The sequence below is a fragment of the Paenibacillus sp. LRG-1 genome (assembly GCF_057220305.1).
On the sequence record NZ_CM170126.1, the window covers coordinates 258,920 to 276,534 of the forward strand.

General features: G+C 45.9%; 13 protein-coding genes. 10 read left to right on the forward strand and 3 right to left on the reverse strand.

From position 1 onward, the window contains the following. Positions 1–58 precede the first annotated feature (58 nt). The gene (locus ACUUJN_RS01145) at positions 59–934 is read right to left on the reverse strand and encodes a helix-turn-helix transcriptional regulator (protein WP_484669173.1); all 876 of its coding nucleotides are present in this window, start codon (positions 932–934) and stop codon (positions 59–61) included. Between the two features lie 192 nt (positions 935–1,126). Between ACUUJN_RS01145 and ACUUJN_RS01150 the strand changes: the two genes are divergently transcribed. From ACUUJN_RS01150 to ACUUJN_RS01160, 3 genes are all read left to right on the forward strand, one after another. Next, positions 1,127–3,070: a glycoside hydrolase family 127 protein gene (locus ACUUJN_RS01150; protein ID WP_068938371.1), complete on the forward strand. Its 1,944-nt coding sequence runs from the start codon at positions 1,127–1,129 to the stop codon at positions 3,068–3,070. 27 nt (positions 3,071–3,097) lie between these two features. After that, complete coding sequence (locus ACUUJN_RS01155) at positions 3,098–4,468, forward strand: glycoside-pentoside-hexuronide (GPH):cation symporter (RefSeq protein WP_023986522.1); 1,371 nt, start codon at positions 3,098–3,100, stop codon at positions 4,466–4,468. A 275-nt stretch (positions 4,469–4,743) separates the two neighbouring features. Next, complete coding sequence (locus ACUUJN_RS01160) at positions 4,744–6,135, forward strand: MATE family efflux transporter (protein WP_053324395.1); 1,392 nt, start codon at positions 4,744–4,746, stop codon at positions 6,133–6,135. A gap of 88 nt (positions 6,136–6,223) precedes the next feature. Here the strand turns inward: ACUUJN_RS01160 and ACUUJN_RS01165 are convergent, their stop codons facing one another. Beyond that, positions 6,224–7,213 (reverse strand): zinc-binding dehydrogenase, encoded by a 990-nt coding sequence (locus tag ACUUJN_RS01165; RefSeq protein ID WP_484669174.1) that lies wholly within the window; start codon positions 7,211–7,213, stop codon positions 6,224–6,226. Between the two features lie 135 nt (positions 7,214–7,348). Here ACUUJN_RS01165 and ACUUJN_RS01170 point away from each other — a divergent pair, with 135 nt between their 5' ends. Both ACUUJN_RS01170 and ACUUJN_RS01175 read left to right on the forward strand, forming a co-directional pair. Next, positions 7,349–8,221, forward strand: a complete 873-nt coding sequence (locus ACUUJN_RS01170; protein WP_484669175.1) for a LysR family transcriptional regulator — start codon at positions 7,349–7,351, stop codon at positions 8,219–8,221. Further along, positions 8,199–9,347 carry an RDD family protein gene (locus tag ACUUJN_RS01175; RefSeq protein ID WP_484669176.1) on the forward strand — a complete coding sequence of 383 codons (1,149 nt, stop codon included), beginning with the start codon at positions 8,199–8,201 and terminating at the stop codon, positions 9,345–9,347. Before ACUUJN_RS01170 ends, ACUUJN_RS01175 begins: the two co-directional genes overlap by 23 nt. 160 nt (positions 9,348–9,507) lie before the next feature. Here the strand turns inward: ACUUJN_RS01175 and ACUUJN_RS01180 are convergent, their stop codons facing one another. Further along, entirely contained in the window at positions 9,508–11,766 is a 2,259-nt protein-coding gene (locus tag ACUUJN_RS01180) for a beta-L-arabinofuranosidase domain-containing protein (RefSeq protein ID WP_484669177.1), read from the reverse strand. A gap of 130 nt (positions 11,767–11,896) precedes the next feature. Here ACUUJN_RS01180 and ACUUJN_RS01185 point away from each other — a divergent pair, with 130 nt between their 5' ends. The 5 genes from ACUUJN_RS01185 to mngB all read left to right on the forward strand — a co-directional run bounded on the left by ACUUJN_RS01185 (position 11,897) and on the right by mngB (position 17,609). After that, positions 11,897–12,790: an AraC family transcriptional regulator gene (locus ACUUJN_RS01185; protein ID WP_028541895.1), complete on the forward strand. Its 894-nt coding sequence runs from the start codon at positions 11,897–11,899 to the stop codon at positions 12,788–12,790. 112 nt (positions 12,791–12,902) lie between these two features. After that, entirely contained in the window at positions 12,903–13,358 is a 456-nt protein-coding gene (locus tag ACUUJN_RS01190; RefSeq protein ID WP_023986529.1) for a PTS sugar transporter subunit IIA, read from the forward strand. Next, entirely contained in the window at positions 13,358–13,675 is a 318-nt protein-coding gene (locus ACUUJN_RS01195) for a PTS fructose transporter subunit IIB (RefSeq protein WP_023986530.1), read from the forward strand. Before ACUUJN_RS01190 ends, ACUUJN_RS01195 begins: the two co-directional genes overlap by 1 nt. A gap of 99 nt (positions 13,676–13,774) precedes the next feature. Then, positions 13,775–14,890, forward strand: a complete 1,116-nt coding sequence (locus ACUUJN_RS01200; protein ID WP_023986531.1) for a PTS fructose transporter subunit IIC — start codon at positions 13,775–13,777, stop codon at positions 14,888–14,890. Positions 14,891–14,933: 43 nt separating this feature from the next. After that, positions 14,934–17,609 (forward strand): mannosylglycerate hydrolase, encoded by a 2,676-nt coding sequence (mngB, locus tag ACUUJN_RS01205; RefSeq protein ID WP_076159860.1) that lies wholly within the window; start codon positions 14,934–14,936, stop codon positions 17,607–17,609. Positions 17,610–17,615: the final 6 nt, after the last annotated feature.

Consider the following 17,615-nt stretch of genomic DNA (forward strand, 5'->3'; position numbering starts at 1 on the left):
GAGAATATCAAAAGGATACAATGAAAATGTAAAAGGAATGTAAAGGAGATGTAAGCATTCACTGGACTGGCTTCCAGTATTGTTGTCTGTAATTCTTTGGAGACATTCCGAACTTTTCTTTAAAGCATTTGGAGAAATAGCTTGCTTGGGAGAATCCTGTTTCCTCGGTAATTTGTTGGACAGACCAGTCAGTTTGCAGCAAAAGACTGCGTCCTTGATCCAGGCGATAATCCATTAAATACTCAAGTGGTGTGCGCTGGAAGGCGACCTTCATGCATCTGGCGAGATAGTTCTGATGTACGTGAAAATGGGTCTCCAAATCCTTATTGGTGATTGTATTTTTGTAATTCTGTTTTAGGTATATTTCGATCTGTTCCGCCAACTTAGAGGAGCTGTCTTTATTATTCTGATCATACTCCAAACTCTGAAAAACATTCACAAACGTCTGTTGGGCCTCCCATAGTGCCAGCTTTCTAGGTTTTAAAGTAGAGGCTAGTAAATAGTCTAATTTCGAAAATAGCTCATGCGGATTCACCACTTTTTGAATTTTGGGCAAATGAATGGTCGTATGTTCTGAATGAAAATGCAGCTCGGGAATGGGGGTGCTGGGTATAATAGGATTGGGCGAGGATTGTGCGCACCACATGCTATTGGTTTGAAAATGGAACCAGTAAAAGGAGGTTTGTTCTGTACATGCCTCAATGGGAAAATGATGTTTATCCGGTTCAAGAATGAGAGCGTAATTTTCAGTTACCTTCCACACTTCGTCCTCTTCGCCAATGTGCAGCAATCCTTCTTTAATGATTATTACGTCAAAATAACCCAGATTATACCTATTCGGGTGCCAATCCCCTTTTTGATATGTAGTAAAATTCCCCTCAATGAAATAAGGCAGCGGAGGGACAAGGAATGATAGAAAGTCTGTTTTGCTCATGGAAGCCAGCTCCTTTGTGTGTGAAATCGTATAAGTTTTAGTTAAAGATCGCGATTTTTTTTATAAATTCAGGTTGATAAAATAAGGACGTAGCAAGGGGAGCTCAGGTTAGCTTGTACGATATTATCATTACTTTATCCTTATTTTTTCAAAAATGAAAGCGTTCTATTTCCAGGAAGGGATGTTTATCCAATGAAAACGGCAAAGCCAGTTAAGCATGTCATCGTTGATGATTTATTTTGGAAAAAGTATAAGCAGGTTGTGGCGGAAGAGGTTATTCCTTATCAGTGGAAAGCATTAAATGATGAATTACCAGATACAGAACCCAGTCATGCGATTGAAAACTTTAGGATTGCAGCCGGGGAATCCAGTGGGGAGTATTATGGAACCGTTTTCCAGGACAGTGATATTGCCAAATGGCTGGAGACAGTTGCCTTTAGCTTAAGGGATCATCCGAATCCTGCGCTTGAAGAGCGGGCTGATGAAGTGATTGAATTGTTGGGAAGAGCTCAAGCTGAGGATGGGTATCTGAATACGTACTATCTGCTGAAGGAACCCAATAATCGCTGGACGAACCTAAGAGATAATCATGAGCTGTATTGTGCAGGGCATTTTATAGAAGCGGCTGTTGCTTATTATGAAACGACGGGCAAAACGAAGTTTCTTCACATTATGGAGAAATACGTAGACCTGATTCAGCAGATTTTTGGTACGGAAGAAGGGAAACGGAAAGGCTACCCGGGACATGAAGAAATTGAGTTGGCCTTGATCAAATTATACGACGTAACTGCAAAGGATCAATATCTCAAATTAGCGCAATATTTTATTGAACAGCGGGGACAGCATCCTATTTACTTTGCAGAGGAACAAGAAAAGAGAAAACATATTCAAACAGAGCCTACCTGGAATGATGATAACAACATTAATTTTGGCTTAGGCTTCGAATACCAGCAAGCACACCAACCTGTGCGGGAACAAAAAGAGGCAGTCGGCCATGCGGTGAGAGCGGTGTATCTGTATATTGCGATGGCGGACTTGGCTGCGAAAACAGGGGATGCTTCCCTGTTACAAGCCTGTGAAACGCTGTGGGATGATGTAACGAATCATAAAATGTACATCACCGCAGGGATCGGTTCTACTGTAAACGCGGAAGCGTTCACTTGCCATCACGATCTTCCCAATGACAGCATGTACTGTGAGACCTGTGCCTCTGTAGGGCTGGCCTTTTGGGCCAATCGTATGCTGCGCTTAGCGCCAGACCGGAAATATGCCGATGTTTTGGAGCGTGCGCTATACAACGGAACGATTAGTGGGATGGACCTGGATGGAAAACGGTTTTTCTACGTGAATCCGCTGGAGGTTAATCCTTTTCAAAAATCCAGAAAAGATCAGGAGCATGTAAAAACAGAACGGCAAAAATGGTTCTTCTGCGCCTGCTGTCCGCCCAATTTGGCACGAATGATTGCATCGGTTGAGGACAATATGTACACCCAAACGGATGATACGTTGTATACGCATCTGTATATTGCCAGCAAGGTGAACATGACTTTATCTGGTCATGAGGTTGAAATTACACAAACTCATCATTATCCATGGGATGCGGATCTAACCTTTTCGATCCACGTAACAGAGCCGACTTCCTTCAAATGGGCACTACGGATTCCGGGTTGGTGCAAGCAGGCAGAGGTGAAGGTGAATGGGGAAGTTATATCATTAGACCATCTGGAAAATGGCTATATCGAGATTCAGCGTACTTGGAAGGACGGAGATGTGGTAACTCTGCATTTGGCTATGCCAGTTGAGCGCATTCGGAGCAATCCACTTGTCTCCATGAACCAGCAGCAAATTGCTCTCCAACGCGGCCCAGTCGTGTTCTGTCTGGAAGAAGTGGATAATGGAGCGAATTTGGCAGGATTAAGATTGACGAAGGATAGCCTCATTACGGAAGAATTCAGCGAAAACCTGCTGGGTGGCATTGTAAAGCTGACCATAGAGGGATACCGGGTAAAAAATTCGAACGCATTATATAGCTCGGAGCCTCCTGAATTTGTTCCTCAACAAATTACCGCCATTCCTTACTACGCCTGGTGCAATCGGGCTAAAGGGGAAATGCGTGTATGGGTTTATGAATCATAATTCATTCGCATGGGGAGAGGAAAGATCATGAGTACGAGAATTGTGAGTACGGAATCACCGGAAAAGGCAGCAAGTACCGTTCCTTTTCATCGTAAAATCAGCTATTCATTAACGGATACAGCAGGCAATCTACTATACTGTGTCATTTCCAGTTATCTATTATATTTTTATACAGATGTATTCGGTCTTTCTATCGGGATTGCCGGGACATTACTATTTATCACCCGTTTTATCGATGCCATTGATGCCCCGATTTGGGGCATCCTGATTGACCGAACCAAGTCGAAATACGGCCAGAGCAGACCCTATTTTCTATGGTTAGCTATTCCGTTCGCTGTGTTCATGGTCCTTACGTTTACGACACCCAATTGGAGTGAGTCGGGCAAAATTGCATATGCCGCCATTACGTATATCATAGCAGGTATCCTTTATACCGGAATCAGTACGCCGATTACGTCTATTCTGCCTAATCTGAGCACCAATTCTAATGAACGCGTAGTCTTGAACTCCTTCCGCATGGTCGGGGGGAATGTGGGTTTCTTCATCGCCACGACGTTTACGTTACCTTTGGTCGCTTTCTTTGGACAGGGGAATGATCAAAAAGGATTTTCCTTAACGCTCGTTTTATTTGGAATCATGGCGATTATTATGTTTTTCATAGCGTTTGCCGATTTGCGAGAAAATGCAGCAGTGAAAACGAAATCCGTTCCCATTGCTAAAAGCTTTACAGCCATCAAACGAAACTGGCCCTGGATGCTCGTTGTAGCTGCCAACTTGTGTTACTGGATTGGTTTGAATATTCGTTCAGCAACGCTAATCTTTTATCTGCAGTACAATCTGGACAGTAAGGACTTAGTACCTTTAATCAATGGACTGACCTCCCTGCAGTTGATCTCGATGGTTCTGATTCCGTTTTTCGCCAGAAAATTAAGTAAAAATGCGATTATGATTATCGGATTGATATTAGCTGCGCTGGGTCAAGTCGTGATTTTAATGGGCAGTACAGACTTAACCCTCATTATTATCGGCTGGATTATTGGTGCGTTAGGATCAGGCTTTGCATGTTCTATGCCGTTTGCGATGTTGTCAGATACAGTCGATTATGGGGAATGGAAAAATGGTATTCGGGCAAGTGGTTTCCTGACCTCCATTGGAAGCGCATTCTGTATTAAAGCAGGTAGCGGAATCGGCGGATTATTGCCAGCATGGATCATGGGCAGCACTGGTTACATCGCTGGGAAAGTTCAAACCCCTACGGCGTTGTCCGGCATTCAGTTTAGCTTTATCTGGCTGCCATTTATCGTCTTCTTGATCGGAATCATTCCTATGTTTTTTTATAAAAAATTCGAAAAGAATGAAGCTTCTATCCAACAAGATTTAATTGCGAGAAGATCATAGACATTCTTTTAACAAGGGTTTAATGATATATTAAAACATTATAATGCTGCTCCAAAACCTGTTCGCTGAGCTGAGCAGGTTTTTTTGTTTTTTTCTATTCAAATGTGAGTAAAGCCATTGACAGGATTTTCTTTTGGAGCAATACTTCTATGTAGAGAAAAGTGTACAGAATCAAGAACTAGACACATCTAGCCTTGCAACTTTATACATTTTTTCGCCATGAAGGCTCTTCTGTTGAAGGGTTTTTTTCAATTTGAGAAAAAGAATGTGATGATATGAGTCAACTGAGTGTAAGGATGAGAACACATGGCTTTCTGAATAAGCATTTTTCAGGAGAGTCTATTGATTATCGACAGATTATTGCGCTGTTTATCCCGCTTCTGATTGATCAGGCTTTTATTGTGGGTCTTAATTTGGTGAACACGGCAATGATTAGCTCGTCGGGGATGGCGGCAGTCAGTGCTGTAAATATGATCGATTCTTTGAATATTTTTCTGATTAATGTGTTTGTTGCAGTGTCTACCGGGGGAACGGTTGTCGTGGCACAGTATAAGGGGAGCGGTAACGACCTCATGGTCTCTAAAGCTGCATCCGGCACCATTTCCTCCGTTTCCTTGCTGGCCTTATGTATCAGTTTGTTTATGATGGTTTTGTACAATCCGATTTTAAGTGTTCTGTTTGGTTCGGCCTCGCCAGATGTATTAGCTAACGGTAAGGTATATCTGCTGGGAAGCTGTATGTCTTTTGTGGGGATTGCAATCGTTGAGGCAGTGTGTGGGGCGCTGAGGGGCATTGGGAAGACGAGGGCATCGCTGGCTCTTTCGCTCATCATGAACCTCTCGTATGTGCTTCTTAATGTGGTATTCATTAATGTATTGGATATGGGTGTGCTGGGCATGACGATTGCCGTCAATGTGTCCAGATATGCAGGAGCAGTATGCGCGCTGATCTATTTGGTCAGGGTAGATGATGACTTGCGTGTTCAGCTTAGAGATATGCTTTATTTTAATCTGGCTATGCTTAAAAAGATTCTGTTTATCGGGCTTCCCTTTGCAGCGGAACAGATGTTTTTTAATGGGGGCAAAATTTTAACCCAAATTTTCATTGTGAGCCTGGGGACAAATGCGTTGGCGACCAATGCCATTTGCTCATCCCTAGCTAATGTGTTCCAAATCCCTGCAAATGCTTTGGCTCTTACGATTGTAACTGTGGTCGGTCAATGCATGGGGCGTCGAAATGTCGCGGATGCCCGGAAGTTTACCAAATCGTTTATTTGGCTGTCGTCTTGTTCATTTATTGTAATGGGATTAATCCTGATGCCTTTGTTTGAGCCGATGGTGGGGCTGTTTCATCCGCCTGCCGAAATCGTAGATGACATTTTTGTTGTCATACTGATTAATACGTTGGCCCAGATTCCGCTCTGGTCCATAGCCTTTATCACACCCTCTGCGCTTAGAGCAGCAGGTGATTCGAAATTTACGTCCCTCACCTCGATGCTGTCCATGTGGTTATGTCGGGTGGTGCTTGGATATATTTTGGGCATAGTGTTCAACCTGGGGATTGTTGGTGTCTGGTTGGCTATGGATATTGAATGGGGCGTGCGAGGGATCGTTTTCCTTTGGCGCTTCCGCGGCAACAAATGGGTCCAGCATCGTTTGATCGACTGAATAGGTCCACTACCATAAAATTGACTTCTGGATGAAGGCATTTTACGGTAGTGGATTTTTTTCTACTCCTATACTTCGTTCAGACCCCTTACCCTATCCTGATTCCTATATTGCCTAACTGCGCTCCCTGCTGCATACGGTGGAAGGCTTGCGGTGTGTCTTGTAGAGGAAATACGCTATCTATAATCGGATGGAGTGCATGGCGCTCCATAAACTGAAGCATAGCTGCGAATTCTTCGCCACTGCCCATAGAGGTGCCGATGATGCTGATTTGAGGGAAAAATATAGACCGCAGCGGAATCTCTACTCGATCTCCTGAGCTTGCGCCAAATGTAACGATCCGACCGTTCGGCTTGAGGATATCAAAATATTTATCGAATGTAGCAGGACCGATACTGTCAAGAACCAGATCCACAGTGTCTCCGTTCATACTTTCTTTCCATTCGCTATGGCTGTCGAATGCATGATTAGCGCCATGGGCGAGGGCAGCCTGACTCTTGGCTTCGCTGCGTGATGTGACGGTGACCCGTGCACCTGCCGCTAAAGCCATAAGCATGGCATACGTGGCTACACCACCGCCAATACCGGGAATGAGGACGTGCTCACCCTGCTGTAACTGGCCTCTTGTGAAGAGCGCGCGATAAGCGGTCAAAGCAGACAAAGGCAGTACCCCTGCTTCTTCCCATGAAAGGTATGCTGGCTTGCTGACGGCATTTTGGACGGGGATGATAACCGATTCAGCGAATGTCCCGTCCGAAGGTCCGCCCAGAATGGCTGGAACCAAGGGAACATGATGCGTATTCTCCCATCCGATACAGGGATTGATAATTACATTGGTGCCTACCAGCGAGGTTGGGACACTAGCACCCACAGCCTCAATCACACCTGCTCCATCCGATCCGAGAATGAGTGGAGCATCGTTGGCAGCTCGATCTGCCATGAGGAATAGGTCCCGATGGTTCAAGCCTGCGGCTTTGAGTTTTACTCTCACCTTATCGTGCCCTGGCTGTCTGTCCGTAACGTCTGTATACATCAGACCCTCAGGGCCATTTTTGCTGGCATGTATCAGGGCTTTCATTTTAAAACCTCCCGTGGTGCGAATTTAGATGCAATTGCATGTATATTGAATTGTACAGAGCGGCAAGCATCCGGTAAAATGAACAAAATCGAACGTGAGTATCACAAATGATCATACCAAGCAGGTGACGTGTACATGGAAAGCAGTGATTTGAAAATTTTTCGGGCCGTCGCTCGCGAGGGCAGTATCACGAAGGCTGCGCAAGCCTTGAACTATGTACAGTCCAATGTGACCTCGCGGATTCAGCAGCTTGAGGCACAATTGAACGTACCGCTATTTCGCCGATCTAACCGGGGAATGGCGCTAACGCCAGCAGGAGAGAATCTGCTGGAATATGCGGATACCATACTGACCTTGCTGGACGAGGCTGAAAAGTCCACTCAATATTCAGACCAGCCTGCGGGACCTTTGCGACTGGGGTCGATTGAGACGGCGGCGGTTACGCATCTGACTTCTTTATTGACGGAATATCACGCTCAATATCCTGATGTCCATCTATCGCTTATGACAGGCAGCACCCATGATCTCGTACAAAAGGTATTAAATTACGAATTAGATGGAGCGTTCGTCTATGGCCCCGTCGATGATCCGCATATAGAGTATGTTGCAGCTTTTGAGGAGGAGTTGGTGCTCATCTCGGAACCAGGGAAAAAGGACATGGACGAGCTGCTTGCCAAGCCTATGCTGTTTTTCGACGTAGGGTGCACGCATCGTACAAGAGCGGAAAGCTTTCTGAGCGAAGCAGGTGTGGCTGCGTATCAGGTTATGGAGTTTGGGACATTGGAAGTCATTTTGGGTGGTGTAGCCTCTGGTCTAGGGGTGTCCATGTTACCACAATCGTCGATTGCAAAGGCAGAGGAGGCGGGAAGTATTGCTTCTCATCGTTTGCCCAAAAAATATTGCAAATTAGAGGTGTGGTTTGTTCATCGGCGGGATTCGGTTTACTCCAGTGCACTGTCAGGCTTGCTTCACTGGATGAAAAAGGATGCTATACTTAACCGGGATTAAATTGACAGCAGAGGTGTATCATTTGGAGGAACATGGTGTAACGAACAATCCATCTACAGTCGCTCCGGGACCATATGCGACGACTGGCGGCTATCATCGACGAGAACCGGATAAGATGGCAGTATTATCAGAAACATACGGAGCCTCTATTTTTTTCAGAAGATGGGCGGCTTGGATGGTTGACTTCATTCTTATCGTCTTTGGGTATGGAGGGCTGGTTTATTTTACAGCGAAAAAAGTATCTGAAGCGGAAACCCCAAATATGGGCATGGTAGTGATGCTTTTCCTGATTGGCTCCTTCTGCTATTATCTGTTACTGGAAGGACTTACGGGCTATACGCTGGGCAAATTTGTACTTCGTATTCAGGTCGTGAATGGAGAAGGAAGGCCGCCAGGCATGGTTAAATCCTTGATCCGCACCCTCATACAGCTGGTAGATACGAATCCGCTGTTTTTTCTGGGACTGCCCGCGGGGTTATGTGTGCTGGTGACACCTCGGAAACAACGGATTGGAGATATGGCTGCGAGTACATATGTGGTTAAGGTAAGGGATTTGGGAAAGGCCGGCAGAAAGAAAACCGGGATTTTTGCAGGAGCAATCATCCTGATGACGATCATTTCGATTGTCTTTGCTGTATCTTTAATTTCTACGCTCATTACTCAAATCGTGAAGCCTGAGGTATTTACCAGTAAGGATAGCCAGTTTGCGGTTACGGCTCCGTGGAATTGGTCACGAGATAATATGATTAATGAGGAAGCGGATATTTCCATTAAAAATGAATTGACCGAAAGATATTTGATTGTATTGTCTGAACCGAAAAGCGACTTTGACAGCAGTATGACTCTTCAAGAATATAAAGGAATCATTGAGGAACATTTGGTGTCAGGAATTACGGACTCTGAATTGGGGATTGCCTCCGACTTGGTGGTGAATGGATACCCAGCCATTGAGTTTACCCTAAAAGGAGAAGTAGACGGGACTCCGATCATGTATAACGTGACTACGATTGAAACGCCTTCACATTATCATCAGGTGCTTGCCTGGACCTACGCTTCCCGATACAGCAGGGCACAGCAAGAGCTACGCAAGATTAGAGACAGCTTCCGTGAAATGAACATGCTGTGAAGTGAACATGGAGCAATAACGATGAATCGAAGTTATAAGGCAGTAAGCAGAACAAGCAGACAGCTTATAGGAGCGTCTGCTTGTTGTTTTATAAGCTTCCTTTAAAAAACGAACATCAAAACGGAGTAGGCGAAATAGTAGATTTATATAGATAATTTGATCATACAATAGAGTGTCTAATCACTCGTAATCCAGCTACTTTCGCCACTTTACCTTGTGGATGGGCTGTGAATTGAATCGTCACTTCATTCTTCTGGCTCGTCACAGATAGAGGAAGCTCATAGGTGAACGTTTCGAATTTATTCATTTCCTCAGACTCCAGCTTGCCTTCCCCTAAAATCTGACCATCCGCAGTGATGTCAAAGTCACCATGAGGACGGCTCAAGTCCTTCAAATAAGTGACCGCCAATTGGACAGGCTCATCCGAAAGCACCTTCATGACAAAAGAGAACCAGCCCCCAGGCCAGGTATCGCGATATTTGCGGTTATAGATGGACCCCAGACCTACATGCTCGCCAGTAAAGGCATGATCCCGTTCAGGCTGCATTTCGGCAGGCTGCACAACGTCCACTGTAAGTCGTTCCAGCTCTAGCTGATACGCTAACGCGGTACGATATTCTGCCTCGGTTGCTGTCCATTCGTCCTTGGAAAAGAGATCCCAATAGACGGTATATGAACGATCATACATCTGATAAAACGGACGAAGCTTCAAGTCTCCGATATAGCCTAAGTCGGTCGTATGGAATGTATTGGGCTCGTTCCGGTCAGCAATCAGCTTCGTTGTTAATGAGTCGGCCGATCCGATCAGAACAGACGCAAGCAGACGTTCTTCGTTGGATTCCTGCTCAACAGGACCAAGGTCCCCAGCCAGCACTAGCGGCCCATACATAAAAGCAATTCGGCGTGGATTATCCGGCATTTCCTCGACTCTCACGGTCATAGGAATGTCATACTCGATCGTATCCCCATTGTTCCATTCCCGTTCAATTACAACGTAGCTGGTAGGACAAGCCTCTGTGACGTACTCTTCCCCGTTGATTTTAATCATCATCCCTTGCTCTGCCCAATGCGGGCATCTTAGCTTGATCGCGAAGGATTTGGGCTCCTTGCTGATGACGCGCAGCGTTCCCCGTCCATTTTGCGGAAAGAGAGTGTCTTGTTTGAGCTGTACGCCCATCTCTTCCCATGACACGGTAGAAGGGACATATTGATTGACATAGATCGTTTCTGGCGTGTGAAAATAAATCGCAGTGCCGTACATGGAGTGGCTTTCCATACCGGAACCGACACAGCATGTAAAATCCTCATATTGAGAATTAAAGGACTTGTGTCCTCCCATTTCCAGCGATACAAAATAGCACACACGTCCATCTATAGGCTGCTGTGAAGCCAGAATATGATTGAACATCGCTCGTTCATAGTAGTCGGCATAGGCTGCATAGGCGTCCCACTCGAACATATGTCTTGTTAATTTCAGCATATTGTAGGTGTTACAAGTTTCACAGGTACCTTCGCCCAAGCGGTCATTCAGCTTCCCGGGTTCACCAAAATGTTCATTATAGCTATTGCCGCCGATCACGTAGGAATGCTTGTGAACAACCCGATCCCAGAAAAAGCGAGACAGGTCCGCATATTGCGGTTTGCCCGTCATTTCAAATTGCCGTGCAGCGCCAATGATTTTGGGAATTTGCGTATTGGCATGTCGCCCTGCCAGCGTATCTTGGCTATCTGCGAGATCATTGAGCACCTCTCCGTGATAAAAGCGTTCCGCAAGGCTTAAAAAGCGTTCTTCTCCCGAATGTTCCGCCAGATCGGTCAGCACCTCGTTCATACCGCCAAACTCGCAATGCAGCACCTGCTGCACCTGATCATCGTCCAGCCCTTGAAGTACATCCTCCAGCCAGTTGCCGAGTTTGATTTCTATAGACAGGGCCTTGGGATGATGCGCCAGCAGATGTGCATCACGCAAGCCCGCAAAAAGCTTGTGCATGGTATATAGCGGCACCCAGCCGCCGTTCAGATCAAAGCCCTGGGAGCGGATATCTCCGGCTTTTACTTCCTCAAAAATCTCTTTCCCACGTGGAATGCCGGAAATGTATCCGTTTCCATGACTGTTTTGGCATATTTCCAGTTCGTCGACCACATAGTTCACGCGTTCCAACAGTCTTTCGTCGCCTGTGGAGGCAAACATCAGTGCACAGCCGGACAGGTAGTGACCGAGTGTATGTCCGCTGATGCCACGCGCTTCCCAGCCTTCATAGTGAGCCGCTTTGGGCTCCAGTCCCGCATATTCACGAAAGCGTGATAATAAACGGTCGGGTTCCAAACTCAGCAGATAGGCCGTATTCAGTTCCATCGCATGTAAAAGTGGGCCGGAATCAATTCTTACTTTATGCAAGTCAAAAGCTTTAGCTTTCAAAATCATCGCTCCTTAGCTAAGATGAAAGTGTATATTTCTCCACTACATTAGCATTGGAATCGCGGTATGTCAGTAGCTTAACCATACAATGGGTGGACAAATCCGAACATGAACCTAAAGAGGCGATAACATGACCTATCTAAAAGTAAATGTAGATGCTCCGATTCAACTGATCTCGGCAGGCGAGTTTGTTAACGAGGTACCTTGGAAGCATATGAGTCGTTCCATTGAGAATTTTGAGCTGATCCTAGGTGTCCAAGAGACGGTATATATACGGGAGGAACGGGAAGATTTTGAAGTAGGCGAGGGAGATATTCTATTGCTTTACCCCGGTCGTACGCATAAAGGATACCAGGAGTCATTGCCAGGCGTGAAATTTTATTGGTTTCATTTCGATGTTCCCACGACCCCGAATGTATTATCTAATGAAGAAATGAAGCAGGAAACAAGTGCTATGGATGGGCTTTTGCAGCGTCACGGTGTGATGCGTGATATCTATTTACCGCAATGTGTACAGGCAGACAACGGAGATCGGATTCATATTATCGTCAATCAGATTTTGCATGTAGCCAACTCACATTACCTTACGTATCACAGTGCAAATTATTTGTTCACCTCGTTACTGATCGAGATATCTGAACTGGCGCTTAGCCGCTTGCTTTCCAATCCTGTCAGTTCACAGGGGAATGTGAGTTTTAACAAAATTATCGAGTGGACTCGAATTCATGCTGAAGAGCCGTTGACTGTGACGGATTTAGCCCGAAAATTCAATTACAACAAGGATTATATCTCTCGTTTGTTCAAGCAAAATACAGGCATGCGTCCCCTGGAGTTCATTCACAGTATTCGTATCAACAAAGCCAAAGAGTTGATTTCCCGTACAGATATGAGCATTAAGCAGGTTGCCGAAGAGGCAGGATATACCGATGAGAAGTATTTTATGCGTTTGTTCAAAAAAAGAGCCCACATGACTCCTTCCCAATACCGGAATGCCTATCACAAAACTTTTATGAACAATGTCTAGTGCATTTCCGCTTGGATAGGGAAATTTTATAGATAAAACATGGAGGAAGAGTCGGCTAAAATAAACTTGTAAGCGTTTCACCTATAGATAGAAGGGAGGAGAGACATCCACCATGATTACTAGAGAACAGATTTATTTGGATGAGAAGCTGGAGACCAAATCGGCTGTGTTTGAGTTTATTGCCCAAGAGGCTGAAAAGCTGGGTGTCACCGTCCATAGGGAACAACTGGTGCAGGATTTGTGGGAGAGGGAAAAGGTATATTCGACAGGGCTTCAGGATCAGTTTGCCATACCTCATACGCAGAGCGAAGTGGTCACCAGACCAGCAGTCCTCGTGATCCGATTGGAACATAGCATTGACTGGGCCTCTCATGATGGCAAGCCTGTCCAGTATATTTTTAGTATTTTGGTGCCTAAAGGGTCCGTGGATGTATCCCATTTACAAATTATTTCCTCGCTCGCAACCCTGCTCTTAGAGGATTCCTTTAAAGAGGCGGTAGCGGGTGCCAATAGCAGCAGCGATGTGTATCATTTGCTGGAACAGTATACAGAAGGGTTGGTGTCATAATGAAAATTGTAAGCGTTACATCCTGTATCGCAGGGTTGGCTCATACTCCAATGGCGGCAAAAGCACTGGAAAAAGCGGCGGCACAGCTCGGTCACCATATTAAAGTGGAGCAGCAAGGCGCACTAGGCCAAGTGAACAAACTTACGGAGGAAGACATTGCAGCGGCGGATTTTGTACTGATTGCCTCGGATCAGACAGTGAAGGATGCAGAGCGTTTTGAAGATAAAAGAATCGTTCGCGTTAAAATCGGTCATGCGGTCAACAATGCGGAAGCGGTTCTTACCAAAGCGGTGGAGGCCATCTCTGCTCAAAAATAAGATTAGGGAGGCAACACGGACAATCAGCAGCGTAGATGATCTGAATGATATCCGATGAGCCTTTGAATAACAGTAGTATTCATGATGGGGGAGAACATGATGAAAAAATGGCTGAGTGAAGCTAAAAAGCATCTGATGACAGGTATTTCTTACCTGCTTCCGGTTATTATTGCAGGCTCCTTGATTGTTGCCGTGTGTAAAATTATCGGTCTGACAATGGGTGTCACTGACTTTGGTCCATATGCTGACAAAAGTGGATTTCTTCATATTTTATACTTAGTCGAAAATGTAGGCTGGCGCGGAATTGGACTGCTAAACATGGTTCTGGCTGGGTATATCGCCTATTCAATTGCCGACAAGCCTGCACTTGCTGCAGGGCTGATTGGCGGCGTGCTGGCACAGGAGACGAATGCGGGATTCTTGGGCGCTCTTGTTGCAGGTTTTTTCGCGGGGTATGTCACCCTCTGGGTGAAAAACAAAGTGAAAATCACAGGTCCGGCCGCAGGTTCTGTTCCGCTAATTATTTTGCCGCTCATTACGGTAGGCTTAACCGGGATTCTCATGTCCGTCATCCTAGGTGGGCCGTTGAGCGCGATTAATGAAGGACTGGTCAACTGGATTAAGCATATGAGTGAGAGCGGAACCAGCACCTTGGCGCTAGCCTTAATTTTGGGAGCCATGATTGGGTTCGATCTTGGGGGTCCCGTCAATAAAGCTGCCTGGATGGCGGGAAATGCGTTATTCCTGTCGGGTGTGTATCTACCCAATATTTTCGTAAACATTGCCATCTGTATTCCACCGCTAGGCTATGGAATTGCAACCTTAATTCTGAAACATCGCTTTTCCAAAACATATCGGGAAGCTGGAAAAGGCTCCGTGATCATGGGCATTATCGGAATTACGGAAGGGGCTATCCCGTTTACACTGCGTAACCCTGCCAAGCTGATTCCATTAAATATGATTGCCTGCGCAGCAGGTGCAGCATTGACGGCTTTGCTGGGCGCACATGTCATCATGCCTCCAATTGGCGGTTTGTATGGCGCCATCTCCGTAGGTACTCCGTTTGCATATCTGGCTGGAGGGGTTACAGGCGCATTAATCATTGTGGCAGGAACCTTGCTCGTCAATTTCCGTGAGGAAGAACAGCAGCAGGCTGAAACGAAAGAGGCCTCTGTTAAGAAAAATGGAGAAGACATTGAGCTTGTATTTGACTAAATATCACTAGATAAAGAATAGACAGCATGGAGGGAGAACGAGAATGAGCCGTACGAAAGTGCATGTCATACCACATACTCACTGGGATCGAGAATGGTATTTTACCACTTCCAGATCCAAAGTCTACTTGGTGAAGCATGTGAAAGAAGTATTGGATGCGTTGGAGAATGGGGACGGTTTTAAATACTATCTTTTGGATGCCCAAGGGTCCTTGCTTGACGATTATACCCGCTGGTGCCCGGAGGATGAAGAGCGCATTCGCCGTCTGGTAAGCGATAAACGCCTGATGACCGGGCCGTGGTATACGCAGACGGATCAATTGGTGATTTCCGGTGAATCGATGGTCCGTAATCTGTATTACGGTATGGAAACGGCGCAGAAATATGGTCATGCCATGAAGGTCGGTTATGTGCCGGATGCCTTCGGCCAGTCGGCGCAGATGCCGCAGATTTATCAGGAGTTCGGTATTCGGCATTTTCTATTCTGGCGCGGGGTAGCCGATAATACGAATCCTAAAACCGAGTTTTTGTGGAAGGGGTCGGATGGCAGTCAGGTGTTTGCGGTACAGATGCCGTTTGGCTACTACTATGGTGGGAATATTCCAGAGGAAGCGGGAGAACTTGAGGCGTATCTCGACAGCCAGATCGGTGCGCTGGAAGAAAAAGCGTCTACCCGCCATGTTTATTTTCCCAACGGCTTCGACCAAGCACCTATCCGCCTGAACTTGCCAGAATTGATTCGCACATTCAACGAGCTGGACCCGGAACGGGAATATGTGATGAATGAGCCGGAACGTTTCCTTGAAGAGATTGAAAAGGACAGCAACGACCTTCCTGTACTGAAAGGAGAGCTTATGGAAGCCAAGCATATGCGTATTCATAAGTCGATTTTTTCCACACGAGCTGACCTTAAGCAGCAAAATAACGAGATTGAACATTTAATCGTGAACACGCTGGAGCCTGTACTGTCGATCAGCCATGCACTTGGGCATGAATATCCACATTATATCGTGAAGGATATATGGAAGCTCTTGTTTGAAAATGCAGCCCACGACAGCATTGGTGGATGCAATAGTGATACGACGAATCGGGATGTGGCTTTTCGTTATAAACAGGCGCGAGATATCGCGGAGAATGTATTGGAGCTGCACAAGCGACTGATCGCGTCGAAGATTAAGCAGGAGGAGACTTTTGCCTTCACCATCTTTAATACGTTGCCTTACCCGCGCAAGGGAGTGACAGAAATTGATGCTTACTTGCCGGAAGGAAGCTTTGTCATTCGGGATACGAACGGTCAGCAGCTTTTGTATACGATTACCGAGAAAGTGGAACAAACAGACTACGTGCTCGGTCAGCATATTGATCTGAATCCGAGCAAAAAGGTGTACCTGCCTGAGCGTGTATTCCGTGCCAAGTTGTTGGTGGAGCTTCAGGAAGTACCTGCTATGGGGTACACACAAATTATATTTGATTTTAGTGCAACAGGGGATGCAACAGCAGAACGTAGCAACGGAAAACATATTGAAAATGAATTCTATAGCATAGCCGTACAGGAGAACGGGGCATTAAGCATCACGGATAAAATTTCGGGACGTGTGTACTCAGATCAGATGGTGTTCGAGGAAAACGGAGATGATGGAGATTCCTACAACTATTCTCCACCGGAACGTGATCTTACAGTTTCTTCGCTTGGTACTGATGTGGAGACGATAACATCCAAAAGTACGGTATCCGAAGAATTGTCCCTTCGGATGAAACTGAAGGTTCCGTATGATTTAAATGAGCGTTCCGCTGCTGGGACTTCAGCTGAGTTGCCACTGCAGGCATCGGTCTCCTTGCGGAAAGGTGAACGCCTGATACGTTTCTCGGTGGATGTGGACAACCGAGTGCTGAGTCACCGTCTGCGGGTGCTATTTGATACCGGGATTGCCTCTAAGCTATCTATTGCAGATCAGCCGTTCGGAGTCATTGCCCGTCCAACTACGCTGGAGGAAGTAAAGGTATGGGAACGGGAGCAGTGGACGGAAAAGCCGATCACCATTGAAGCTATGCAAAGCTATGTTGCATTAAACAATGGTTCCCATGGAGTAGCCGTGATGACTGAAGGAGTAAGGGAATATGAAATCATTGGACATGAACATGATACAATAGCGCTGACGTTATTCCGCACTTTTGGTTATATGGGCAAGGAGAATCTGCTATACCGCCCGGGTCGTGCCTCAGGAGAAAAGATCGTAGAAACGCCAGATGCACAGCTGCTCGGTGAGCTTTCATTTACGTTTGTTCTACATGTCCACGAGTCCGGGTTTGATGAGGCGGGCATTGCTCAAGCGGCCAAGGAATATTTAACACCATTGTCCAGCTACCAGCTGTCTGATTTTCTGAACGGCCGTTTAATTTTTGCCTTCCGAGACGAAGAAAGAATATTTGAGCAAAACTATAGCCTGTTATCTTTTAGCAAGGATTCCAATGTAATCTTGAGTGCATTCAAGAAAGCAGAGCATAGTGATGGTTATATCGTCCGTGTATTTAATCCTTATTTAGAGAAAAATGCGACTGCACATATCACATACAGCGAATCGGCCCATTACGAGTTGGTTTCGCTGGATGAGCGTTCGAAGGGAGAAACATTGGTTTCGTCCGATACGGAAGGTGCACAATTGCCGGAATTGCAGCATTGCAAGCTGTTAACGGTACTGGTAACCCCGGAATTGAACTAACGTGGA

Coding starts and splice junctions, on each gene's coding strand:
- ACUUJN_RS01145 (WP_484669173.1), bottom strand. CDS start 934: ATGAGCAAAACAGACTTTCTATCATTCCTTGTCCCTCCGCTGCCTTAT.
- ACUUJN_RS01150 (WP_068938371.1), top strand. CDS start 1,127: ATGAAAACGGCAAAGCCAGTTAAGCATGTCATCGTTGATGATTTATTT.
- ACUUJN_RS01155 (WP_023986522.1), top strand. CDS start 3,098: ATGAGTACGAGAATTGTGAGTACGGAATCACCGGAAAAGGCAGCAAGT.
- ACUUJN_RS01160 (WP_053324395.1), top strand. CDS start 4,744: ATGAGTCAACTGAGTGTAAGGATGAGAACACATGGCTTTCTGAATAAG.
- ACUUJN_RS01165 (WP_484669174.1), bottom strand. CDS start 7,213: ATGAAAGCCCTGATACATGCCAGCAAAAATGGCCCTGAGGGTCTGATG.
- ACUUJN_RS01170 (WP_484669175.1), top strand. CDS start 7,349: ATGGAAAGCAGTGATTTGAAAATTTTTCGGGCCGTCGCTCGCGAGGGC.
- ACUUJN_RS01175 (WP_484669176.1), top strand. CDS start 8,199: ATGCTATACTTAACCGGGATTAAATTGACAGCAGAGGTGTATCATTTG.
- ACUUJN_RS01185 (WP_028541895.1), top strand. CDS start 11,897: ATGACCTATCTAAAAGTAAATGTAGATGCTCCGATTCAACTGATCTCG.
- ACUUJN_RS01190 (WP_023986529.1), top strand. CDS start 12,903: ATGATTACTAGAGAACAGATTTATTTGGATGAGAAGCTGGAGACCAAA.
- ACUUJN_RS01195 (WP_023986530.1), top strand. CDS start 13,358: ATGAAAATTGTAAGCGTTACATCCTGTATCGCAGGGTTGGCTCATACT.
- ACUUJN_RS01200 (WP_023986531.1), top strand. CDS start 13,775: ATGAAAAAATGGCTGAGTGAAGCTAAAAAGCATCTGATGACAGGTATT.
- mngB (WP_076159860.1), top strand. CDS start 14,934: ATGAGCCGTACGAAAGTGCATGTCATACCACATACTCACTGGGATCGA.